At 73.5% G+C, this 22,046-nt stretch carries 18 protein-coding genes and 1 riboswitch; of the genes, 4 read left to right on the top strand and 14 right to left on the bottom strand.

The window, feature by feature from the left end; translation table 11 throughout:
* Positions 1–4 precede the first annotated feature (4 nt).
* From ACQP26_RS16625 to ACQP26_RS16615, 3 genes are read right to left on the bottom strand one after another with little or no spacing between them, the layout of a single operon-like run.
* Entirely contained in the window at positions 5–904 is a 900-nt protein-coding gene (locus ACQP26_RS16625; protein WP_433493303.1) for a GNAT family N-acetyltransferase, read from the bottom strand.
* 56 nt (positions 905–960) lie between these two features.
* A complete protein-coding gene (locus tag ACQP26_RS16620) occupies positions 961–1,284 on the bottom strand; it encodes a nuclear transport factor 2 family protein (RefSeq protein ID WP_433493302.1) in 324 nt (107 codons plus the stop codon).
* A 10-nt stretch (positions 1,285–1,294) separates the two neighbouring features.
* A complete protein-coding gene (locus ACQP26_RS16615) occupies positions 1,295–2,527 on the bottom strand; it encodes an SLC13 family permease (protein ID WP_433493301.1) in 1,233 nt (410 codons plus the stop codon).
* Positions 2,528–2,545: 18 nt separating this feature from the next.
* Between ACQP26_RS16615 and ACQP26_RS16610 the strand changes: the two genes are divergently transcribed.
* Positions 2,546–8,410, top strand: a complete 5,865-nt coding sequence (locus ACQP26_RS16610; RefSeq protein WP_433493300.1) for a TIR domain-containing protein — start codon at positions 2,546–2,548, stop codon at positions 8,408–8,410.
* Positions 8,411–8,869: 459 nt separating this feature from the next.
* Here the strand turns inward: ACQP26_RS16610 and ACQP26_RS16605 are convergent, their stop codons facing one another.
* From ACQP26_RS16605 to ACQP26_RS16570, 8 genes are all read right to left on the bottom strand, one after another.
* The gene (locus tag ACQP26_RS16605; protein WP_433493299.1) at positions 8,870–10,105 is read right to left on the bottom strand and encodes a ricin-type beta-trefoil lectin domain protein; all 1,236 of its coding nucleotides are present in this window, start codon (positions 10,103–10,105) and stop codon (positions 8,870–8,872) included.
* 113 nt (positions 10,106–10,218) lie between these two features.
* Positions 10,219–11,499 (bottom strand): MFS transporter, encoded by a 1,281-nt coding sequence (locus ACQP26_RS16600; RefSeq protein WP_433493298.1) that lies wholly within the window; start codon positions 11,497–11,499, stop codon positions 10,219–10,221.
* Positions 11,496–12,071 (bottom strand): helix-turn-helix domain-containing protein, encoded by a 576-nt coding sequence (locus tag ACQP26_RS16595; protein WP_269705830.1) that lies wholly within the window; start codon positions 12,069–12,071, stop codon positions 11,496–11,498. The genes ACQP26_RS16600 and ACQP26_RS16595 overlap by 4 nt, the downstream gene beginning before the upstream one ends.
* Positions 12,072–12,118: 47 nt before the next feature.
* Positions 12,119–12,667, bottom strand: coding sequence for a DinB family protein (locus ACQP26_RS16590; RefSeq protein WP_433493297.1), 549 nt, complete (start codon positions 12,665–12,667; stop codon positions 12,119–12,121).
* 42 nt (positions 12,668–12,709) lie between these two features.
* Positions 12,710–13,201, bottom strand: coding sequence for an SsrA-binding protein SmpB (gene smpB / locus ACQP26_RS16585; RefSeq protein ID WP_433493296.1), 492 nt, complete (start codon positions 13,199–13,201; stop codon positions 12,710–12,712).
* Positions 13,174–13,842 (bottom strand): lysoplasmalogenase, encoded by a 669-nt coding sequence (locus ACQP26_RS16580; protein WP_433493295.1) that lies wholly within the window; start codon positions 13,840–13,842, stop codon positions 13,174–13,176. Before ACQP26_RS16580 ends, smpB begins: the two co-directional genes overlap by 28 nt.
* Positions 13,839–14,666 (bottom strand): sterol desaturase family protein, encoded by an 828-nt coding sequence (locus ACQP26_RS16575; protein ID WP_269705834.1) that lies wholly within the window; start codon positions 14,664–14,666, stop codon positions 13,839–13,841. Before ACQP26_RS16575 ends, ACQP26_RS16580 begins: the two co-directional genes overlap by 4 nt.
* Positions 14,663–15,394: a FadR/GntR family transcriptional regulator gene (locus ACQP26_RS16570; protein ID WP_269705835.1), complete on the bottom strand. Its 732-nt coding sequence runs from the start codon at positions 15,392–15,394 to the stop codon at positions 14,663–14,665. Before ACQP26_RS16570 ends, ACQP26_RS16575 begins: the two co-directional genes overlap by 4 nt.
* Positions 15,395–15,592: 198 nt before the next feature.
* Here ACQP26_RS16570 and htpG point away from each other — a divergent pair, with 198 nt between their 5' ends.
* On the top strand, positions 15,593–17,425 hold the full coding sequence (gene htpG / locus ACQP26_RS16565; RefSeq protein WP_433496152.1) for a molecular chaperone HtpG: 1,833 nt from the start codon (positions 15,593–15,595) through the stop codon (positions 17,423–17,425).
* Positions 17,426–17,490: 65 nt separating this feature from the next.
* On the opposite strand, the gene ACQP26_RS16560 is transcribed toward htpG, so the two are convergent.
* The 3 genes from ACQP26_RS16560 to ACQP26_RS16550 are packed head-to-tail and all read right to left on the bottom strand — an operon-like array spanning position 17,491 to position 20,307.
* On the bottom strand, positions 17,491–18,189 hold the full coding sequence (locus tag ACQP26_RS16560) for an SDR family oxidoreductase (protein WP_433493294.1): 699 nt from the start codon (positions 18,187–18,189) through the stop codon (positions 17,491–17,493).
* A gap of 32 nt (positions 18,190–18,221) precedes the next feature.
* Positions 18,222–18,698: a winged helix-turn-helix transcriptional regulator gene (locus ACQP26_RS16555; protein ID WP_433493293.1), complete on the bottom strand. Its 477-nt coding sequence runs from the start codon at positions 18,696–18,698 to the stop codon at positions 18,222–18,224.
* 46 nt (positions 18,699–18,744) lie between these two features.
* A complete protein-coding gene (locus ACQP26_RS16550) occupies positions 18,745–20,307 on the bottom strand; it encodes an LLM class flavin-dependent oxidoreductase (RefSeq protein WP_269705840.1) in 1,563 nt (520 codons plus the stop codon).
* 170 nt (positions 20,308–20,477) lie between these two features.
* A riboswitch (cyclic di-AMP (ydaO/yuaA leader) is annotated at positions 20,478–20,623 on the top strand.
* Between ACQP26_RS16550 and ACQP26_RS16545 the strand changes: the two genes are divergently transcribed.
* The gene (locus ACQP26_RS16545; RefSeq protein WP_433493292.1) at positions 20,622–21,299 is read left to right on the top strand and encodes a transglycosylase family protein; all 678 of its coding nucleotides are present in this window, start codon (positions 20,622–20,624) and stop codon (positions 21,297–21,299) included. Its footprint overlaps the riboswitch before it by 2 nt.
* 183 nt (positions 21,300–21,482) lie before the next feature.
* On the top strand, positions 21,483–21,932 hold the full coding sequence (locus tag ACQP26_RS16540; protein ID WP_269705842.1) for a YbaB/EbfC family nucleoid-associated protein: 450 nt from the start codon (positions 21,483–21,485) through the stop codon (positions 21,930–21,932).
* Positions 21,933–22,046: the final 114 nt, after the last annotated feature.

The following is a 22,046-nucleotide window of genomic DNA, read 5'->3' as shown; positions in this document are numbered from 1 at the left end:
CGCTTCAGCCGACCAGAACCAGGTTGGCCATGTCGACCACCGGCCGGAATCCGAGCCGGGCGTAGAGCCGGTTCGACACCGGGTTGGCCTGGTCGGTGAACAGGCACACCCGCGCGCCCTCGGCGGTGAGCAGCCGGCACACCTCGGCCACCGCGTTGCCGGCCCAGCCGCGTCCGCGCTGCCCGGGTGGCGTGTACACCGGTCCGACGCGGGCCACGCCGAACGACGGCGGGTTGGCGGCGGTCAGGTGCACCGGAGCCCCCGACTCGTCGGTCCAGAACCAGACCCGCCCGTCCCGGATGCGGCGCAGCAACTCGGCGCGGTCGGGCGTCTCGTGTGCGCTGGTGCCGGGCGGGCGGCCCGCCTGCTCGTCGGCGTCGGCCGTGAACGCGGCGAACCACGCGGCGACCAGGTCGACCTCGTCGGCGGTGGCCGTCCGCAACGCGTCCGGCACCGGCGCGGGCGGCGTGAGTTGGTCGAGCACGTGCAGCCGGGTGTGCTGGGCCACAGCGACCCGGCCGCCGTCGAGGCGTGCGACCTCGTCGGCGCAGGCACGCGCGGCGGGCAGCGCGCCGTTCACCGCGCGGACCCGCTCGCCGCGCCGGTGCCACGCACGGGCCAGCGCCACGGCGGCCTCCGGCGGCATCGGCAGCAGGAACGGCGGTCGCGGCGGGAACGGCGCGGTACGCATCGCGGCGCCCACCACCGCCCCGGAGGCGTCGCGCACCACCAGCCACCAGTCGTCCTCGGGCACCGCGACGCCCTCGGCGCGGCGGGCCGCCATCCGGCGTGTCACGCTGGCGACGACGGTGTTGACCACCGGGTCGGCGGCCAGGTACGCCTCGGCGGCGTCGAGGAACTCCTCCGGGTCGGCGAAGAAGTGCAGGGTGTGCGCGGCGGTCATGCGGGCACGGTAGTCACTGCCGGCGGCCGGGTCGTAGCGGTTTTCCCGCCCCCGGTTCAGGGGGCGATGCGCAGCCGGCGGATGTGGGTGTCGTCGTACTCCTCGAACCGGAACCGCAGCCCCGCGAACGGGCTGCCGGGGAAGCCGCCGCTGATCGTCGCCGTCACCACCGTGCCGGCCGGCGTCTGCTCCACGTCGGTGATCTCGTACGTCACCAGCGGCGTGCCGCTGCGCCAGGCGCGGATCTCGTCGATCCCGCGGTGGGTGCGTCCTTCGTCCTCGACCACCGCGTCGTCGGCGAACAGCGCGAGGTAGGGCTCCTTGTCGGCCTGGCCGGCGAGCGCGAAGTAGCGGCGGACGATCTCGGGCGGGTTGCTCATGGGCGTGATGCTAGGCGCCGGGACCGACAAGAAGCCCCGTAACCGTGGCGGCGGTGGCGAGCACGGCGAGCGCGGCGCTGGTGGCCACGAACCGGCCCAGCGGCACCGCCACCCCGGCGGCCCGGCAGCGTTCGTACCAGATCAGTGTGGCCAGCGACGCCCACGGCGTGGCCAGCGGGCCCACGTTCGTGCCGATCAGCAGCGCCAGCAGCTGGGTGTGCCGGTCGGCCGCGATCACCGCCTCGCCGGCCAGGTACGCGGGCAGGTTGTTCACCGCGTTGCTGAACAGCGCGCCGACCGCGCCCGCCCGCAGTGCCCCCTCCGCGCCCGGGTCGGTGCCGATGAGCGTGCCCATCACCGTGTCCAGGCCGTGCCGGCCGATCGTCTGCACCACCAGGAACAGCCCGGTCACGAACACCAGCAGCCGCCACGGCACCAGCGCGAGCCGCAGCCGGTGCCGGGCCCGGACCGCGAAGCCGACGACCAGGATCGCGGCGGCCACCCCGGAGGCGATGCCGATCTCCACCCCGGCGAGGATCCCGGCGACGAACAGCAGGCAGGCGGCGAGCGCGGTGCGGTACAGCAGCCGGTCCGGCGGCACGTACGGCCGCGGCGGGTCGAACGGGTCGGCCCCGGCGCGCGCCGGACGCCAGTACCACCACCACAGCAGAAGCGCGGTCACCGCGACGGCGACCAGCTGCGGCCACCACATCCGGGCCGCCCACGGCACCGGGTCCAGGTCGACCCGGTCGCTGGCCAGGATGTTCGTCAGGTTGGACACCGGCAGCAGCAGGCTGGCCGTGTTCGCCAGCCACACGGTCGTCATGGCCAGCGGCGTCGGCGGCACGTTCAGCGCCCGGGCCAGCGCGATCATCACCGGCGTGAGCAGCACCGCCGTGGTGTCCAGGTTGAGCGCGACGGTGGTCACCGAGGCGAAGCCGACGCAGAGCCAGAACAGGGCCCGGAAACTGCCCCGCGCGGTCACCGCCACCCGGGTCGCGAGCGCGTCGAACACCCCCGCCACGGCGGTCAGCTCGGCCAGCACCACGACCGTGCCGAGGAAGATCAGGATCGGGATGATCCGGCGCATCGTGCCCTCGGCGTCGGCGCGGGGCAGCAGCCCGGTGAGCACGAACATCACGCCGAGCACGGCCAGCCCGATCGCGATCCAGTCCAGCACGTGCAGGCGGCCCCAGCGGGAGCGGTCGGGCACGGCGTTCGGCGGATCGCCGGGGGTCTCCACGAGGGATGATCCTCGCACATGCCGGCACGGGCGCAGGAGCCCGACGCGGTCGCGATCCGGGCTGCCGAGGGTGTCGATCTGTTGACCGTCGGTGGCCATAATGACCATGTGGTTGTAGGCGCGCACCCCACCCGGTCCGACCGCCCCATCGATTTCTTCATCAGCTACTCGCCCGCCGACGAACGCTGGGCCACGTGGCTGGCGTGGGAGTTCGAGGCGGCCGGCTACCGCACGCTGCTGCAGGCGTGGGACTTCGTCGCCGGCACCAACTTCATCGACTTCATGGACCGCGGCGTCCGCGAGGCCGAGGTCGTGGTGGCGGTGCTGTCCGAACGCTACCTGCACTCCACGTACGGCAAGCTGGAGTGGCAGGCCGCACTGCGCGCCGACCCCGACGGCACCGGCAACAAGCTCGTCACGGTACGCGTCGAGGACTGCCCGATCGACGGCCTGCTCGCCACCATCACCTATGTGGATCTGGTCGGTGTGGACGACCCGGTCCAGGCCCGCAACCGGGTGCTGGACCGCATCCGGGAGGCGCTCGACGGGCGGGCCAAACCGATGCGGCAGCCGGCGTTCCCGCACCACCCGGCCGACCCGCACGGGGTACTCGCCGCGCCCGCCGCCGGAGCGCCCGCCCCGCGCCGCGCCCGGCGTACCCCGATCAACCCGCCGCCGTTCCCGCCGGCCGCGGTGGCGCCGCCGACGGCCCGGGACACCGTCACCGTGCTCCAGGTCGCCGGGCCGCGCTTCGGCCGGGGCGTGATCACTCCCGGCGCGCCGGTCACCCCGGGCGAGGTGCAGGAACACCTGATGGGTGACCTCACGCTGCTGATGAACGACGGCGTGCCCCGGCCGGACCTGCTCGTCGTCGCCGGCAACCTCACCGAGTCGGGCAGCCCGCGCGAGTTCTCCGACGCGTTGAGCTTCCTCACCGGCCTGCGGGTGCTGCTCGGGCTGGAGCCGCACCGCCTGGTCGTGGTGCCCGGCCCGCGCGACGTGACGATGGCGGCGTGCCGCGCGTACTTCGCCACCTGCGAGGCCGACGACGTCGACCCGCAGCCGCCGTACTGGCCGAAGTGGCGGCACTACGCGCGCCTGTTCGACGACCTCTACCAGGGGCTCGACGACCGGATCTTCGACAGCGAGCAGCCCTGGACGCTGTTCCCGGTGCCGGACCTGCGCGTGGTGGTGGCCGGACTGAACTCCACCATCGCCATCACCCACCGCGAGGAGGACCGGTACGGCTTCCTCGGCGAGGCGCAGTCCAGCTGGTTCGCCCAGCGGCTGCGCCACTACCAGCAGTCCGGCTGGCTGCGGCTCGGCGCGATGGCGCACGCGCCGGGGGCGCGCAGCCCGTACGCCGACGAGGTGCCGCCGGACCCGGTGTCGCTGCGCGACCGCGGGTCGGTCAACCGGCTGGTCGGCCCGATGCTCAACCTGCTGCTCTCCGACGCCGCGCCGTCGGCCCGGGTCGACCCGGTGGTGCCGCTGGCCGCCGCGCCCCGCGACGGCCGGGCGCAGGTGCTGCGGCTCGGCGGCGACGGGATGACCCGCTGGGTGCTCGGCCGCGACGACCGGCTCGACGGCGGCACTGTCACCGCCGTGTCCTGGCCGCACGCGGAGGCCACCTTCGGCGCGTCCGGCCCGGCCCAGGTGCCCGACCCGCGCCGTCCGGCCGCCGTCGAGGGGGCCACCCAGGGCGCGGCGGTGGCCGCCGCGCCGGTCGCCCCGGTGCAGCGGCTGCTGGACCGGCTCGCCGAGGTCTGCGAGGCCCGCTACGACCGGGTGGTGGTACGCCGCGTCGGCACCGACCCGCCGCACCTGTACATCAGCTACCGCTCCGACGGGGTGGTCCGTCAGCAGCGCGTCGGTGCGCACGTCGGCACCCCCACCGCCGCCGACGTGGACGTCTTCGCCCGCCGGGTGCACGCCACCGACCCGGACATCGCCTCCGAGCTGGTCTACGACGGCGACCGGGTGCCACGCGGGCTGGCCGAGGAGGCGCAGCGCCGGGGCGTACGCGTGCTGCACCTGACCGAGTTCCAGGGCCTGCTCGACCTGCGCGAGTACGTCGCCGCGCAGACCGCCCGGCTCCAGGCCGACCGGCTCTACCCGCCGGGGCAGTACGTGCCGCAGCGCTATCGGCACCTCGTCGGCGCCGACCAGCGCGTGCGCGACGACGTGGTGGACGAGCTGCTGGAGACCGTCTCCGCGCCGGACGGCCGGTTCGTGCTGGTGCTCGGCGACTTCGGCCGGGGTAAGACGTTCGCGTTGCGGGAGGTGGCCCGGCGGCTGCCCACCGCCGCGCCGGACCTGATCCCGATCCTGGTGGAGCTGCGGGCGCTGGACAAGGCGCACTCCGTGGACGGCCTGGTCGCCGCGCACCTGGCCAACCACGGCGAGCAGGTCATCGACCTCAAGGCGTTCCGCTACATGCTGCGCCAGGGCCGCATCGTGCTGCTGTTCGACGGGTTCGACGAGCTGGTGGCCCGGGTGACGTACGACCGTGCCGCCGACCACCTGGAGACGCTGCTGCAGGCCGCCGAGGGCAACGCGAAGATCGTGGTGAGCAGCCGGACCCAGCACTTCAAGACCAACTCACAGGTGCTGACCGCGCTCGGCGAACGGGTCGGCCTGCTGCCGCACCGGCGCGTACTCGCCGTGGAGGACTTCACCCCCGGGCAGATCGAGGCGTTCCTGCGCAACCGGTACGGCGGCGACGAGCGGGCCGCCCGCGAACGGATGGACCTGCTCGGCGGGGTGAAGGACCTGCTCGGGCTCTCCCGCAACCCGCGCATGCTCGGCTTCATCGCCAACCTGGACGAGGGGCGGCTCGCCGCCGTGGCGGGGGCGGGCGGCACGTTCAGCGCCGCCGCGCTGTACCGGGAGATCCTGGAGTCCTGGCTGGACTTCGAGGAACGCCGCACCCAGGGCATCCCGGGCGCGCCGGTGAGCCTGCGCCGGCCCGAGCTGTGGCAGGCGGTCAGCCGGCTGGCGTTCCAGCTGTGGGAGAGCGGGGAGGCGTACCTACGCCTGGCCGAGCTGGCCGAGTCCACCGGCCGGCTCGCCGGGCGGGCCGACTCGCGGCTGTCCGGCCCGCAGGCGGCGCATGCGGTCGGCGCGGGCAGCCTGCTCGTCCGCACCGACGACGGGCTGTTCGGGTTCATCCACACCTCGGTGATGGAGTGGCTGGTCGCCGAGGGGGTGGCCGAGCAGATCAACAGGGGTGAGGAGCCGGCCGCGCTGGCGGTACGGTCGTTGTCCGCGCTCGCCGTGGAGTTCCTCGGCGACCTGGCCGACCCGGCCCGCTGCACCGCCTGGACCGCGCGGGTGCTCGGGGACGAGTCGGCGGGTGAGACGCTGCGCGCCAACGCGCTGCGACTGTCCGCCCGCCTGCGCCTGCCCGACCGGGCCGACCTGCGCGGCGCGGTGCTGCGCGGCGAGGACCTGTCGCACCGCGAACTCGCCGGGGCCGACCTGACCGGCGCCGACCTGACCGACGCGCGGCTGGTCGCCACCAACCTGACCGAGGCGCGGCTGGAACACGCCCGGCTGCGCGGCGCCCGCCTGGACCAGGCCCGCCTCGCCGGGGCGGACCTGCGCGACGCGGAGATGGCCGGCGCCCGCCTGTTCCGTACCGACCTGCGGGGCGCGCGCGTCGCCGGCAGCAGCTGGCACCGCACCGCGCTGATCGACGTCAGCGCCGACCCGGCGCTGCTGCGCGCCCCGGAACTGCGCGGCGCCGTCGTCGCGCCGGGCCGGCCGGTCGCGCCGGGCCTGGCCCCGCCCGCCGTGGGCGTCGGCTACGGCTTCGAGGTGGGCCGGCTGCCGGTGCCGGTGGCGTACAGCCCGGACGGCGCGGTGCTCGCCGTCGGCAGCGACGACGGCGGTGTGCTGCTCTGCGACACGGCGACCGGGCTGCCGGTGCGCACGCTCCAGGGACACCGCTCCCGGGTGTACGCGGTCCGCTACGACGCCGCGTCCCACCAGCTCGTCACCGGCTCGGCCGACCTCACCGTACGGCTGTGGGACGCCGACCACGGCGACGTGCGGCACGTCATCGAGGACGTCTTCACCGGCTGGGTGTGGCCGCTGCTCACCGACGGCCGGCGCGGCCGCCTGGTGGTCGGCGACGCCGCGGGGGTGGTGCGGCTCTACGACACCCGCGGCGCCCGGCTGCGGCACGAGTGGCCCGGCCACGCCGCGCCGATCTGGGGCACCTCGTTCAGCCCGGACGGGCGGCGGGTCGTGGTGGCCGACAGCGCCGGCACGGTCCGCGGCTGGGACATCCCCACCGGCAAGCTGGCGTTCGAGGTGCAGGAGCCGGAGGTGGTCTTCCGGGTGGTGCACTCACCGGACGGCCGCCTGCTGGCCGCCGTCGGGCAGCACGGCCGGATCTGGATCCGCCGGGCCACCGACGGCGAGCTGCTGCGTGCGCCGCGCGGCCACGAGGCCGACGTGTACGCCCTCGACATCCATCCCGACGGCACGCTGATGGCCACCGGCGACACGCACGGCGCGCTGCGGCTCTGGGAGACCGAGACGGGCCGGCCGGTGCGGGTGCTCGGGCGGCAGCGCGGCGCGATCTACAGCGTCCGGTTCAACGGAGACGGCAGCCTGCTTGCCACCGCCGCCAGCGACGGCGCGATCCAGCTCTGGGACACCGACGACGGGCAGGTGCGGCACGAGCTGACCCGGCACCGCGGCTCGGTCTGGCCGGTGGTCTGGCGGCCGGACCAGAACCAGGTGGCGACCAGCAGCAACGACGGCACCACCCGGCTGTGGGACGTCCGCAGCGGGCAGCTCCAGCACACGCTGCGCGGGCACGGCCGCCGCGTCACCGCGTTGTCCTTCCGGGACGACGGTGAGGTGCTGGCCGCCTGCGGCAACGACGGCGTGATCCGGCTCTGGGAGCCGCGCACCGGCCGCCTGCTGCGGCAGCTCGCCAGCCCGGCCGACCGGCTGCTGTCGGTGGTGTTCTGCCCCGAGGAGCCGCTGGTGGCCACCCCGAGCGGCGACGGCGGCGTGCACCTGTGGAACACCGACACCGGCGCCGACGAGCGCGAACTCAACGTGGACACCGACCACGTCTGGGCGGTCGCGTTCAGCCCCGACGGTGACGCCCTCGCGACCGCGAACGACGACGACACGGTACGCCTCTGGTACCGCCGGACCGGCCGGCACTTCGCCACGCTCACCCCGCACCGGGGACGCGTGCGCACCGTCGCGTTCAGCCCCGACGGCGAGACCATCGCCACCGGCTGCGACGACCAGACGGTACGGCTCTGGGACGCCGCCACCGCCACCTGCCGCCTCACCCTCGAGCACCACACCGATCGGGTCTACTCGGTCGGCTTCAACAGCGAGGGCACGCTGCTCGCCAGCGCCGGCAACGACGGCACTGCGGTGGTGTGGGACGCGATCACCGGTGAGCGGCGCCTGGTGCTCACCGAACACGACGGCCGGCTCTGGTCCTGCGCGTTCAGCCCGGACGGCAACCTGCTCGCCACCGCCGGCGACGACCTGGTGATCCGGCTCTGGGATCCGGTCACCGGCCGGCTGCACGGCACCCTGGCCGCGCACACCCGGCGCGTCTGGTCGGTGCACTTCAGCCCGGACAGCAGCCTGCTCGCCAGCGCCGGTGACGACGGCACCGTACGCCTGTGGGACGTGGCCGACCCGGAGCACGCCCAGCTGCGGACCACACTCATCGGCCTGCCCGACGGGTGGGCGGCGGTCAGCCCGGACGGCCGGTACAAGCTGGACGGCGACCCGGGCGGCCAGTTCTGGCACGTCATCGGCACGTGCCGCTTCGAGGTGGGCGAACTGGACCCATACCTGACCCAGGTCCGCCGCCTGTCCGTAGACGCCCCCTTCTGACCCCCGCCGCCTCCGCCCGCCCACCCTCCTCGTTGATCAAGGAGTTTGTTTCCCGGCACGCACTCGCCCCGGACGCAAACTCCTTGATCACCGCCCCGGTTCACCGGGAGGGGCGCTGGTCGTGCCGTCACCGTCCGCGGCCCCCGGGGTAATCCGGAGATCTTGGTAGAAAAGGCCCCTATGAGGGCCCTTTCGTACCAAGATCTACTGCGGTTCCGGGATGTGGTCCGCGAATCCTGGAATCCGGACGCACCTGGCCGATATGGGTGGCCGGGCAGGTCGCCGCGCAGGGAGCCGGTGGGTCGGCCGCACCCCTGCCCGCGATCTTGCGCTTTGTGCCCGGGCGAACGGGGCATTCGGGGCGCGACTCAGGCCGAAAGTGCAAGATCGCGGGGAAGGGGGTGCGGGGGGTGGCCGGGGCGGGCGGTTTGTGCCGCCCGCCCCGGGCCGGGGCGCTGGTCAGCGGCGCCACTTCTGGTTGGCGGCGCCGGTGCAGTCCCAGATCTGCAGCCGGGTGCCGTCGGCCGAGCTGGGACCCGTAGCGTCCAGGCACTTGTTCGCCTGGGGGTTCACGATGTCCCCGGCCACGCTGAACACCCACTTCTGCGCGCCGGTGCCGTTGCAGTCGTAGAGCTGCACCTTGGCGCCGCTCGCCGTCGACCCGGCGGCCACGTCGAGGCACTTGCCGAGCGCGCGTACCGAGCCGTCGGCGTTCCAGGTCCAGCGCTGGGCGGCGGTGCCGTTGCAGGTCCACAGCTGCACGGGCGTGCCGTTGGCGGTGCCGGCGCTGGCCACGTCGACGCACTTGGTGCCGTACCCGATGATCTGGCCGCCGGTGCCCCCGCCGCCGTTGTCCCACGCCTGCACCCGGACGTAGTCGATGGTCATGGTCTGCGGGAACGTGGTGCTGCCGTCCGGCGAACCGGGCCAGTTGCCACCGACCGCCACGTTCATGATCATGAAGAAGGGGTGGTCGAAGACCCAGCGGTTGCCGCCCAGGTCGGCGGGGGTCTTGCGGGAGTACGCCACGCCGTCGAGGTACCAGGTGATCGAGTCCGGCGCCCAGTCCACACCGAACGTGTGGAAGGTGTCGGCGAGCGCCTGCCCGCCGGGCAGCGAGGTGGACGCGCCGACGCTGTTGCCGCCGGAGTAGCCGGGGCCGTGCAGCGTGCCCCAGACGGTCGAGGGGGCGTAGCCGACGTTCTCCATGATGTCGATCTCGCCGCTGCCGGGCCACGGGTTCGTGCCGATGTCGTTGCCGAGCATCCAGAACGCCGGCCACAGTCCCTGTCCACGCGGGACCTTGATGCGCGCCTCGAACCGCCCGTACGCCTGGGCGAACGTGCCGTTGGTGAGCAGCCGGGCCGAGGTGTACTGGCAGCTGCCGTACCAGCAGGAGTAGCCGGACGGGTTCTCCCGGCGGGCGGTGATGACCAGGTTGCCGTTGCCGTCGAGCGCGGCGTTGCGGGTGCTGTTCGTGTAGTACTGCAACTCGTTGTTGCCCCAGCCGCCGCCACCGATGTCGTAGCGCCACTTGCTCGCGTCGGGGGCGGCGCCGGCCGGGCCGTTGAAGTCGTCGGACCAGGTGACCGCTCCGGGGGCGGCGATCGCGGGGGAGTGGGGGACGACGGCGAGGGCGGCGGTGAGGCCGACCGCCGTCGCCGCCAGGGCGGCGAGGGTACGGATGGTGCGCACGGGGCGCCTCCTGCGGGGTGGTGGCTGTCACCGTCACGGCGGCCGGCCCCGCCCAACGGTTAACAAACCATACAAATAGACTTCGATGAAGGTATGAACGAAGTCGGTCGATGTCAAGAGAGCGTTTCCCGCTGGCGCTCCGACGTCGGCTCCGGCTCGCGTTGCCGCACCACTGTGGGCCGGCGCATGTCCCGCCACGGGCCGCCCAGCAGCGGCGTCAGCACCACCAGCAGGTAGCACGCGCCCATCACGACGAGCGTGGACGTCGGGCCGAACCGGTCGGCGGCGAATCCCGCGCCGACCGCGCCGGCCGGCATGGCCGCCCACGCGCCCGCGCCGATCACGCCGTACACCCGGGCCCGCATCGCGGGCGGCACCCGCTCCAGCTCGACGGCGCCCATCAGCGGGTTGAGCGAGCCCGCGGCCAGCCCGGCGACCGCGACCACGGCGACCACCACCGGCAGCGGCGGTGCGGCGGCGAGCGCCCACAGTGGCGGCGCGCCGCACAACACATACGCGGTGACGAACGTGGCCCGGCGGGGCAGCCGGTGCCCGATCGCGCTGAACACCAGCGAGCCGACCAGCGCGCCACCACCCATGACGCCGACCAGCAGGCCGAACGCGGCCGGGCCGCCGAGTTCCCGGTCGGCGACCACAGGCAGCAGCACCTGGCTCTTGGCCGCGTCGAACAGGTTCGTCACCAGCACCAGCAGGACCATGGCGCGCAGCAGCGGCTCGCGGACCAGGAAGCGCAGCCCGGCGGCGAACTGCCGCCAGTAGCCGCCGGCCTCCGGCTCGCTCTCCTCGCCGGAGGGGCTCAGGCGGCGTGGCACCAGCAGCGCCACGACGAGCGCCGACACGGCGAACGTCACCGCGTCCACCGCCAGCACCGGCAGCGCGCCGAACACGCCGACGAGCAGGCCGGCCACCGGCGCGCCGATCATCCGGGCGCCGCGCGAGGTCGCCTCGGCCCAGCCGACCGCCCGCTCGATCGGCACCCCGGCCGCCGCCGCGGCCTCCGGGAGCAACGCCGTGCGCGCGGTCTGCCCGGGTGTGTCCAGCAGGCCGCTGACGAAGACCAGGGCCAGCAGCGCCGGGAACGGCAGGCCGACGGTGGCGTGCAACAGGGGTACGGCGGCGATGGTCACGCCGGAGACCACGTCGGCGAGCACGCTGGAGCGCCGGTAGCCGATCCGGTCGACGAGCACGCCGCCGAACGCGCCGCCGAGCACCACCGGCGCGGTGGCGAACGCTCCGGCCAGTCCGGTGGCCGCCGGTGAGCCGGTCTCGGCCAGCACGTAGAGCGGCAGCGCGATGAGCGTGAGCACGTTGCCGGTCAGTGAGACGGCGTGCCCGATCAGCAGTCCGGCCAGCGGCCGGCGGTCGCGGGTCACTGCGGCCCCCGGTACGCCTGCCAGATCAGCGTGACCATCTCGGCGCCGGCCCGGCCGGGTGCGCCGCGCTCCTGCCAGCGTCGGCCCAGCGCGGACAGTTCGTCGCGCAGCTCGACCAGTTCCTCCGGCGTCAGGCGCAGCACGATGTCGCTGCTGGTCGTGCCGCGTACCCAGGCCGGGTCGAGGCTCGCCTCGGAGTCCAGGTACGCCTGGTAGCGGTCCACGTAGCGCTGCATGGCGGCCTGGCGCAGCAGGTTGCCGGCGAGCCGGCGCTCCGGGTCGTCGAGCAGTTCGAGCGGATCCCAGTCGGTGGTGGCGTGCGCGGCCCGCCACCACCGCTCGCGCCGGTCGCGGGCCAGGTCGGGGGCCTCGGTCACGAAGCCGTGCTCGGCCAGCTTGCCGACGTGGTAGCTGACCGAACCCACCGCCTCGCCGGTGCGCTCGCTGAGCATGCCGACCGTCTGCGGGCCGCGCAGGCGCAGCTCGCCGAGCAGTCGTAGCCGGGTGGGGTGGGCCAGCGCCCGCATGGCTCGCGGGTCGCTCACGCGCCGGTTGGCGGTTCCGTCCGTCATATCGACAGACTAGACCTACAACAGATGATGTACAAGAAACCTTGTATTTACCGTGCGGCCTCCGGCGTGTGGCGGTACAGGTCACGCAGCAGGCACACCTCGGACAGGTGGTGGATCACCTCCCGGTTGATGTGCAGCACGAGCGTGGCCATCGGGACGTCCGCGAACGGCCCCTCCGCCGGGCCGCAGGGGCGGGCCAGGCCGTCCTCGCCGAGCGCCTCGACCCCCGCCGTCCAGGCGGCGTACTCCTCGTCGAGCTGGGCCAGCGCGCCGGCCGCGGTGGGGGAGTAGGGGAACGAGGCGTAGTCGGTCGGCGCGCGGCCGAAGTGCGACGCGTTGCGCATGGCCAGCACGCCGACGATGACGTGCGCGAGCCGCCACGCGATGGTGGTGAACGGCGGCGGGTCCGGCTGCGGCATCGCGAAGTCGATCGCCGGCGTGCCGCCGTCGGCGCGTGGTCGCAGGCTCCAGCAGCGGGGGACCGGCTCCCAGAGGTATTCGGCGTCGGTGAGCCCGGCGAGGCGGTCGCGCAACTGGTAGGTCCAGTGCCAGGTGAGTTGTTCGCGGAGCAGCGGGTTCCAGGTCAGATCGGTCATGCGCCTCAGCGTGCCACCGGCCTGGGACAGAAAACGGCGCGCTCAGTCCCGCCGCGCCGTCGTACGGCCCTTGAGGCGGCGGCCCATCTCCCGGGCGATCTCCTTCTTCGCGTCCCGCTCGGCGAGCGTCTGGCGCTTGTCGTACGACCGGCGGCCCCGGGCCAGGCCCAGCTCCACCTTGGCCCAGCCGTCGGCGAAGTACATCGACAGCGGCACCAGCGTGATGCCGCCGTCGCGCAGCTTCTCCAGGATGCGGGCGATCTCCACCCGGTGCAGCAGCAGCTTGCGGGTGCGCCGGGGCGCGTGGTTGGTCCAGGTGCCGAAGCCGTACTCGGCGATGTGCAGGCCGTACAGCATGATCTCGCCGTCGCGCTCCTGGGCGAACGCGTCGACAAGCGACACCCGCCCTTCGCGCAGCGACTTCACCTCCGTGCCGGCCAGCACGATGCCCGCCTCGTACGTCTTGAGGATGTCGTAGTCGTGCCGCGCCTTCTTGTTCGAGGCGATCAGCTTGCGCCCGTTCTCCCTGGCCACGCGAGCAGGGTACCCGCGGGCGGCGACTCGGGGCCGGTCGCCGGGCGGGTCGCGGTCACCCAGCCGGTGGTGATCAGCAGCAGCGCCGCGCAGTAGGTGGTCATCACCAGCAGGCCCCGCCCGGGCAGCTCGATTCCGGCCGCGCCCACGCCGATGAGCAGGTCGGAGACGAGGAAGAGCGCGCCGCCCGCGGCGACCCGCGCGGACACCCCGGTCGCGGCGGCGGCCATCAGGCACAGCGCCAGGCTGTAGCCGAGCACCGGCAGCCGCAGCGGCCCGAGCATGCCCCACAGCAGCGCGTTCGCGCCCGCCCAGGCGAGCAGGTAACCGGCCCACGCCAGGGCCGGCGCACGACGGTGCCGCACGAAGGCGGTGATGAATGCGACCTGGGTGACCAGGAAGAACCCCATGCCGGCGAGGAACGCGGTCTCGCCCGGCAGGAGCAGGGCGACGTCGCCCGCGGTGGCGGCGACCAGGCCGACCGCCACCGCGTCGATGCGGCGCCGGTGCGCCCAGAGGTACGCCAGCAGCACCGGCGCGAGCAGCGGCTTGGCCAGCCACTGGAGCACCGTCGAGTCGAGCGCGACGCCGACCAGTTCGACGGCGGCGACCAGCCCGAACAGGGGCAGCAGCCGCCTCATCGGACCGGCTGCCAGCCGGGACGGCCGAACAGGTAGCCGAGGCGGTGCCGCCAGGAGCGTGCCCGGCGTACGTCGGACCAGATCGCGGCGAACTCGTGGGTGGCCACTCGCAGCGGGTTGTAGGTGCCGATGTTCGTGGTCAGCCCGTAGCGCGCGGTGGCCCGCTCCGGCTCGAACGTGCCGAACAGCCGGTCCCAGATGATCAGGATGCCGCCGTAGTTGCGGTCCAGGTACTCGGTGTTCGAGCCGTGGTGCACCCGGTGGTGCGACGGCGTGTTGAAGATCCACTCGATCGGCCGGGGCAGCACCTTGATCCGCTCGGTGTGCAGGAAGAACTGGTAGAGCAGGCTGACCGACTGCTGCAGGAAGATCATCCACGGCGGGATGCCGAGCAGCGCCAGCGCCAGCCAGAACGGCAGCGAGGTCATCGGCGTCCAGCTCTGCCGCAACGCGGTCGAGAAGTTGTAGTAGACGCTGCTGTGGTGCACGACGTGGCTGGCCCAGAGCACGCGTACCTCGTGGTGCGAGCGGTGGAACCAGTAGTAGGCCAGGTCGTCGGCGAAGAACAGGATCACCCAGGTCCACCAGTCGCCGGGGGACAGCTGCACCGGCGCCACGGTCCACGCCGCCGCGAACAGGCCGACGGTGAGCAGCTTCCACGGGAAGCCGATGATCTGGCTGCCCAGGCCCATCGACAGGCTCGTGGTGGTGTCGCGCAGCTCGTAGCCGCGTTCGTCGTCGTCGGGCAGGAAGCGGTAGGAGACCGCCTCGATGACGATCAGGAGCAGGAACGCCGGGACGGCGTACAGCACGGCGGGGATCATGCGCGCGCTTCCCTTCCGGGGGTGGTGGGGGTGGGGGTGGGGGTGACCGGCGCGGTCAGCAGCTCCCGGGCGTGCCGGGCCGCCGCCGCGCCCTGACCGGAGGCGATCGAGGCGGCGAGACGGCGGTGCCCGGCGACGTCCAGCAGTTCGGCCGCGCGGGCGTCCGGAGGGACGTCGCCGACCGCGAAGGTGCCGGCCACCAGGCTGTTGAAGGCGAGCTGGTAGGCGGTGTTGCCGCTGCCGCGCACGACCAGCCGCCAGATGGCGATGTTCGCCTCGTTCATCAGGTCCAGGTCGGGGGCCAGGTCGCCGTACTCCTCGGCGGCCCGGACCACGGCGGCGACGACCGCCGCGTCGCCGCGCTCCGCGCAGAGCCGGGCCGCGTCGATCCCGACGCAGGCCCGCATCTCCAGCATGTCGCGCACCAGCGTCTCGACCGGGAGTACGTCGCCGGAGCGGGCCAGGGACAGCGCCAGGTCCAGCCCGGCGTGCACCCGCCAGTCGAGCACCCGGGTCGCGCCGCCCTGGCTGACCCGGACCAGGCCGAGTTGTTGCAGGCGGCGCAGCGCCTCCCGGACCGCGTGCCGGTTGACCGCGAACGCGCCGGCCAGTTCCCGTTCGCCGGGCAGCGTCTCGTCCGGCGCGTACCGGCCGGAGACGATCGCGTCGCGCAGCCGGCCGAAGACGTGGTCGGAGACCGAGACGCGGGGCGCGGGATCGAAGGTCATGCGCAGCAGTGTGGCCCCGCGCACGTCAACCCGTCAACTGGTTGTACCAGTCGAATTCCGGGGCGGCCGGTGCGTACCGCGGCGGTCACCCCTCGTATCCTTTCCGCCGTAGGACCCGCCAGAGGGAAGGGAGTCGGTGTGAGCGACGGGGTCGAGACGCTGGAGTTCCAGGCCGAGGCCCGTCAGCTGTTGCAGCTGATGGTGCACTCGATCTACTCGAACAAGGACGTCTTCCTGCGCGAACTGATCTCGAACGCGTCCGACGCGCTGGACAAGCTGCGGCTGGAGTCGCTCGTCGACAAGGACCTGCCGGCCGACACCGCCGACCTGCACATCGAGATCGAGGCCGACAAGGACGCCCGTACGCTCACCGTGCGGGACAACGGCATCGGCATGACCCGCGACGAGGTGGTCCGCCTGATCGGCACCATCGCCAAGTCCGGCACCGCCGAACTGCTGCGCAAGCTGCGCGAGTCGTCCGACGCCGCCGCCTCCCAGGAGCTGATCGGCCAGTTCGGCGTCGGCTTCTACGCCACGTTCATGGTCGCCGACAAGGTGACGCTGCTGACCCGCCGCGCCGGGCAGTCCGGCGGCACCCGCTGGGAGTCCGCGGGGGAGGGCACGTACTCGATCGAGGAGGTCGCCGACGCGCCCCAGGGCACCTCGGTCACGCTGCACCTCAAGCCGGTCGACACCGAGGACAACCTGCACGACTACACCGCCGAGTGGACGATCCGGGAGATCGTCAAGCGGTACTCCGACTTCATCTCGTGGCCGATCCGGATGACAGTCGACAAGCCCGGCGAGGACGGCGCCACCACCCGCGAGGAGCAGACGCTCAACTCGATGAAGGCGCTCTGGGCGCGCTCGCGGGACGAGGTCGACGAGGCCGAGTACAAGGAGTTCTACCGGCACGTCGCGCACGACTGGGCCGACCCACTCGAAACCATCCACATGCGCGGCGAGGGCACCTTCGAGTACGAGGCGCTGCTGTTCCTGCCCTCGCACGCCCCGCTCGACCTGTTCTCCCCGCAGGGCCGCCGCGGCGTGCAGCTCTACGTCAAGCGCGTGTTCATCATGGACGACTGCGACGCGCTGATGCCCAACTACCTGCGCTTCGTCAAGGGCGTGGTGGACGCGCACGACCTGTCGCTGAACATCTCCCGGGAGATCCTCCAGCAGGACCGGCAGATCCGCGCGGTGCGCCGCCGGCTGGTCAAGAAGGTCCTCGCCACGCTCAAGGACATGTCCGCCGAGTCGTACCGCACGTTCTGGACCGAGTTCGGCGCGGTGGTCAAGGAGGGTCTGCTGGAGGACCCGGACAACACCGAGACGCTGCTGGAGCTGGTCCGCGCCGCCAGCACCCACGACCCGGCCGAGCCCACCACGCTGCGCGCGTACGTGGAGCGGATGAAGGACGGTCAGAGCGAGATCTACTACGCCACCGGCGAGAACCGGGCCACCATCGAGAACTCGCCGCACCTGGAGGCGTTCCGCGCCAAGGGCTACGAGGTGCTGATCCTCACCGACCCGGTGGACGAGGTGTGGGTCGAGCGCGTCGGCGCGTACGACGGCAAGACGCTGCGCTCGGTCGCCAAGGGGCAGGTGGACCTGGAGACCGAGGAGGAGAAGGAGAAGGCCGAGGCCGAGCGGCAGGAGTACGCCGAGCTGCTCACGTTCCTCGGCGGCGCGCTCGCCGACAGCGTCAAGGAGGTACGCCTGTCCACCCGGCTGACCACCTCGCCGGCCTGCGTGGTGGGCGACGCGCACGACATGACGCCGACGCTGGAGAAGATGTACCGGGCCATGGGCCAGGAGGTGCCGCAGGTCAAGCGGATCCTGGAGCTGAACCCGGCCCACCCGCTGGTCACCGGGCTGCGCAAGGCGCACGGGGAGGGTGGCGACACGGCCGCGCTGACCGAGACCGCCGAGCTGCTGTACGGCATGGCGTTGCTGGCCGAGGGCGGCGAGCTGGCCGACCCGGCCCGGTTCACCCGCATCCTCGCCGACCGCCTCGCCCGCGGCCTCTAGCTGTAAGGAGGGGCCCCTTCTTATCGCCTACGCGATAGGAGGGGCCCCCTCTTAACAGGTGGCGCTCAGGGGAGCGCGGGGTAGAGCGCGGCCACGCCGCCGGACAGCCCGGCCTGGACCCGCCGGGCGACGTCGTCGGCGAGGATCTCGTAGCTGTCGGACTCGATGCCGTCGGCCGCGAGCCGGGCGACGTCGGCCGGGTGCGCCTTCGGGCCGGGGACGGCGGCGGCCATCTCGGTGTCCATGTAGCCCACGTGCAGGCCGGCGACGCGGACACCCCGCCCGGCCAGTTCCACGCGCAGGGCGTTCGTCATCGACCACTCGGCGGCCTTCGCCGCGCCGTACGCGCCGACGCCGGGGAACGTGAACCAGGACAGCGCGGACAGGACGTTCAGGATCGTGCCGCCGCCGTTGGCCACGATCCGGGGCGCGAACGCCCGCACCACCGACAGCGTGCCGAGGTAGTGCGTCTCCAGCTCCAGCCGGATCTTCTCGAGGTCGCCGTCGAGCAGGTCGGTGCCGGTGCTCACGCCGGCGTTGTTGACGAGCAGCGTCAGGTCCCCGGCCCGCTCCGCGGCGGCGGCCACCGACGCGGGGTCGGTGATGTCGAGCCGTACCGGGGTGACGCCGGGCAGGTCCACGGTGTCCGGGTCGCGCGCGCCGGCCCAGACGGTGGCGCCACGCGCGACGAGTTCGGCGGCCAGGTGCCGGCCGAAGCCGCGGTTGGCGCCGGTGACCAGGGCGGTGCTTCCAGCGATCTTCATGTCTCGCTCCGAGAGGTGGTGGGGAAGGGAGGTCAGGCGGACAGCAGGCCCGGACCGGGCAGCACGGCGAGCTCACCGGGCGGTACGTCGTGCCCGGCGTCGCAGCGCAGCCGGACGTGCACCGCCGCGCCGCACTCGTCGTGGGCCACCCGTACCGCCGGACCCGCCTCGTCGGCGGCGTACGTGTCGCCCCACTGCCGCAGCGCGACGAGCACCGGGATCAGGTCGCTGCCCTTCGCGGTGAGCACGTACTCGTCGCGGGTGCGCTGCCCGGGCTCGCGGTAGGGACGCCGGTCGAGCAGCCCGTCGGCGACGAGTTGCTTGAGGCGGGTGGCGGCCACCGGCTCGCTGACGCCGACCCGCCGGGCGAAGTCGTCGAAGCGGCGGGTGCCGAACGACGCCTCCCGCAACAGGAGCAGCGTGGTGCGGTTGCCGACCACCTCGAGCGCCCGGGCGATCGAGCAGTTGGCGGTGGACCAGGAGTCACGCTGCGCAAGGAGGTCCGTCATGGCGTCGACGGTACCCCCTGACTTAGGAAAGCAAAAGTCAGCTACCTCACAGCTGGCCGGGGAAGAAGCCGTGCCGGGCCAGCGGCTCGACGATCTGGTGCTCCTCGTACGACAGGTGCGACAGCAGCGTGTCGGTGAGCAGGTCCACCGCCTCCTGGAGCTGCGTGAAGTCGCCGGGCCGGCGGACCAGCTCGACGAGCGCCCGGTCGACGCTCTCCACCACCCCGTGGATCACCACGTGCTCCTCCTCGAGGCGGTCCAGCACCGCCGCCAGCCCGGCCTCGGAGCGGCGCAGGTGCGGGAAGATCGAGGCGTCCTCCAGCCCGTGGTGCTGGGTGACCATGGTGCAGTACGCCGCGCAGTACGCCCCGAGCGTCCAGTTGTTCTGCCGCATGGTCATCTCGTTCAGCGCGGCCCGCGCCCGGCCCGGCGAGACACTGCCCCGCTTGACCTGTTCCAGCAGGTCCCGCACCTGGGCCAGCTCCTGGCGCAGGTGGTCGTGCACGTCCACCAGGTGCTGCCCGGCGGCCTGTCCCCGGGCCGGGTAGGCGTGTCCGGCCGGCGGCTGCGGGGCGCTCGGGCGGGTGGACTCGTCCCACGGGCGGCGCGCGCTCAGGCGTACCCCCGGGTCGGGGGTGGGGGTGACGCCGAGCGTGCTCGGGAGGCCGGCGGCGGTCTGCTCGTCGGACGCCGCGCGGGTGCCGCCGGTGGGCGCGGCGCGCTCGGCCGCGACCAGCTCCCGGACCGCGGGCGCCACCTCCTGGCCGAAGATCTGGATCGCGCGCGGCTCGTCGCTGCCGAGGATGAACGTGGTGATGCCGTGCTCCAGCGTGAGCCCGGCCAGCTCCTCCACCCACTGCTCCGGTGGCCCGGCCAGGAAACCGGCCGACGAGCGGGCGAACGTGCCGGTCACGTTGAGCATGCGGCGGATCGCAGCCGGGTCGCGTCCGGCGGCCGCCGCGCCCTCGTCGACCAGCGCGTTGAGGGCGGGCAGCTCGTCGGGGCCCTTCGGCAGGTACGACAGCGACGGCAGCCAGCCGTCCGCGGCGCGGCCGACCAGGCGCAGCATGCGCGGCTTGTACGCGCCGACCCAGATGCCCACCGGGTGCGCGGGCGCCGGGCCACGCTTGGCGCCGACCACTCGGTAGTGCTCGCCGTCGACCCGGATCATGCCGCGACTGCCGGTGTCCCAGACCTCGCGGATCACCCGGATCGCCTCGTCGAGGGCCTCGACGGCCGCACCGGGGGACAGGCGCCGCCCGCCCGCCGCCTCGATCGCGTCCCAGAACGCGCCCGCGCCGAGCCCGAGCTCGACCCGGCCGCCGGTGAGCAGGTCCAGGCTGGCGACGCTGCGGGCCAGCACCACCGGCTGGCGCAACGGCAGGTTGAGGACGTTTCCGGCCAGACGGACGCGTTCGGTGGCGGCGCCCACGTAGGACATCAGCGTCCAGGTGTCCAGGAAGCCGGGCTGGTACGGGTGGTCCTGGAACGTGACCAGGTCCAGCCCGACCTGCTCGCAGAGGCGGGCGAGCGCCACCACCTGGTCGGGCTGCCCGGCGGCGGGGGTGATGAAGCCGCCGAAGGTCAGCTCGTGTCCGTGATCGGTCATCGGTTCCGCCTCCCGTGATCTTGTCCAGCCCTGCCACGGTAGCGCCACAGGTGGTAGTCCGGCCGGGTGAAGAGCATCACAAGAAGTGGACTATTGTCGCAAATCGCTCCTAGCGTCGGTTTCGTCCGCAGACGCGGACACCGCAGGCCGGAAACGCCAAATCCCGCCGCCGGCCCCGGTAACCGAACCTCGCGCGGGAGCGGGGGAACCACACGTTCCACGGTGCACCGTCACCTCGGGGTGAAGCCGCCACCGGCGGCCGGGCTCCTCGGCCCGAACCCGACAGCTCACCTCGTCGGCGTGGAGGAATCCACATGGCAACTGAATACTCGACCCGGGGTCGTCGTACCGCTCTCGCAGCGATGACGGCCGGCGTCGCCGTCGGCGCCGCGACCCTGTTCGGCCCGGCCGCTCCGGCCAGCGCGGGCGTCAACTGGGACGCGGTTGCGCGCTGCGAATCCGGCGGCAACTGGAAGATCAACACCGGTAACGGCTACTACGGCGGGCTCCAGTTCTCCCGCGCCACCTGGAACGGCTACGGCGGCCAGAAGTACGCCGCCCGCGCCGACCTGGCCAGCCGCTCCGAGCAGATCGCCGTCGCCGAGAAGGTGCTGCGCGGTCAGGGCATCGGCGCGTGGCCGGTCTGCGGCAAGAAGGGCGGCTCGGCGAGCGCGGCGACCCGGTCCGAGCGGGTCACCCCGAAGGCGGCGCCGAAGAAGGCGGCCGCGAAGAAGGCGGCCCCGAAACGGGCGACCACGCGCAAGGCCGCACCGGAACGCGCCGCGAGGCCGGAACGCGCCGCGACGACGGTGGCGCCGCAACCTGCGCCAGGCGCCGAGACGTACGTGGTGCGGCGCGGGGACACGCTGTCGGAGATCGCCGTGGCGCAGCGCGTCAACGGCGGCTGGCGTGCCCTGCACGAGCGCAACCGGGCCGTGGTCGGCGACGACCCCGGCCTGATCTTCCCCGGTCAGCGGCTGCGCCTGCGCTGACCGGCTCCGGACGCCCGGCCGGTTCGCCCGGCCGGGCGTTCGCCAGCCCGCGACACGCCGCGCCGCCGGTGTCCGGCCTGCTCGCGGCGCCGGGACGCCGACCGTGACGGCCGCTGACCGCGATTCGTCGGAGCCGGTTGCTAGGGTCACGATGATCGGCTCAGACGTGAAGAAAGCGCGGAAATGACCAACGACCCGTTCTCGGCTGCCGCGAGCATCGACGAGCTGCTGACCCGCACGCAGCAGGCTCTCACGGCGATGCGCTCCCGGGCCTCGGCGCACGCCGACGGCGAGCCGGGCGACCTGCTGCGCGCCGAGGGCACGGCAGCCGGCGGCCGGGTCCGCGCGGTCGCCGTCCAGGGTGGCAGGCTGGATTCGGTGACGGTCGACCCGGAGCTGGCCGGCGAGCCCCTGGACGTCCTCTGCGGACATCTCGTCGCCGCCGCCAACGCCGCCCTGTCCGAGCTGGACGCCCAGGTCAGCGCGTCGGCGCGGGCCGACGCCGACGCGCTCGCCGCCCGGCTCGGCAGCATGGGTGACCAGGCGGAGCTGTTCGGCCGCGCGATGCACGAGGCCGCCGCCCGGATCCACCGCGACCGCGGCACCGCGTCCCGGGCCGGGCGCCCGGCCTGACCCCGGCCGCACGCGCCCCGGGCGCGGCGAGGCGCAGCACCGGCCCGGCACGTAGCCCCGGCCTGGGACGACGAGGCGGCCGGCCGCCGGGAGGACGACGACCGGCCGCGCTAC

It is taken from the genome of Micromonospora sp. CA-248089, assembly GCF_050948515.1.
In the GTDB taxonomy this organism is placed as follows: domain Bacteria; phylum Actinomycetota; class Actinomycetes; order Mycobacteriales; family Micromonosporaceae; genus Micromonospora.
Note: the sequence above shows the minus strand (reverse complement) of the source record. Positions and strands in the feature narration are given on the sequence as shown.

What these genes read in the sequence shown, in the direction of transcription:
- ACQP26_RS16545 (WP_433493292.1), top strand. Translation starts at nt 20,622, where the DNA reads ATGGCAACTGAATACTCGACCCGGGGTCGTCGTACCGCTCTCGCAGCG.
- ACQP26_RS16570 (WP_269705835.1), bottom strand. Translation starts at nt 15,394, where the DNA reads ATGACCTTCGATCCCGCGCCCCGCGTCTCGGTCTCCGACCACGTCTTC.
- ACQP26_RS16595 (WP_269705830.1), bottom strand. Translation starts at nt 12,071, where the DNA reads ATGACGGACGGAACCGCCAACCGGCGCGTGAGCGACCCGCGAGCCATG.
- ACQP26_RS16560 (WP_433493294.1), bottom strand. Translation starts at nt 18,189, where the DNA reads ATGAAGATCGCTGGAAGCACCGCCCTGGTCACCGGCGCCAACCGCGGC.
- ACQP26_RS16575 (WP_269705834.1), bottom strand. Translation starts at nt 14,666, where the DNA reads ATGATCCCCGCCGTGCTGTACGCCGTCCCGGCGTTCCTGCTCCTGATC.
- ACQP26_RS16590 (WP_433493297.1), bottom strand. Translation starts at nt 12,667, where the DNA reads ATGACCGATCTGACCTGGAACCCGCTGCTCCGCGAACAACTCACCTGG.
- ACQP26_RS16555 (WP_433493293.1), bottom strand. Translation starts at nt 18,698, where the DNA reads ATGACGGACCTCCTTGCGCAGCGTGACTCCTGGTCCACCGCCAACTGC.
- ACQP26_RS16550 (WP_269705840.1), bottom strand. Translation starts at nt 20,307, where the DNA reads ATGACCGATCACGGACACGAGCTGACCTTCGGCGGCTTCATCACCCCC.
- ACQP26_RS16620 (WP_433493302.1), bottom strand. Translation starts at nt 1,284, where the DNA reads ATGAGCAACCCGCCCGAGATCGTCCGCCGCTACTTCGCGCTCGCCGGC.
- ACQP26_RS16625 (WP_433493303.1), bottom strand. Translation starts at nt 904, where the DNA reads ATGACCGCCGCGCACACCCTGCACTTCTTCGCCGACCCGGAGGAGTTC.
- ACQP26_RS16540 (WP_269705842.1), top strand. Translation starts at nt 21,483, where the DNA reads ATGACCAACGACCCGTTCTCGGCTGCCGCGAGCATCGACGAGCTGCTG.
- ACQP26_RS16580 (WP_433493295.1), bottom strand. Translation starts at nt 13,842, where the DNA reads ATGAGGCGGCTGCTGCCCCTGTTCGGGCTGGTCGCCGCCGTCGAACTG.
- ACQP26_RS16610 (WP_433493300.1), top strand. Translation starts at nt 2,546, where the DNA reads ATGCCGGCACGGGCGCAGGAGCCCGACGCGGTCGCGATCCGGGCTGCC.
- htpG (WP_433496152.1), top strand. Translation starts at nt 15,593, where the DNA reads ATGGTGCACTCGATCTACTCGAACAAGGACGTCTTCCTGCGCGAACTG.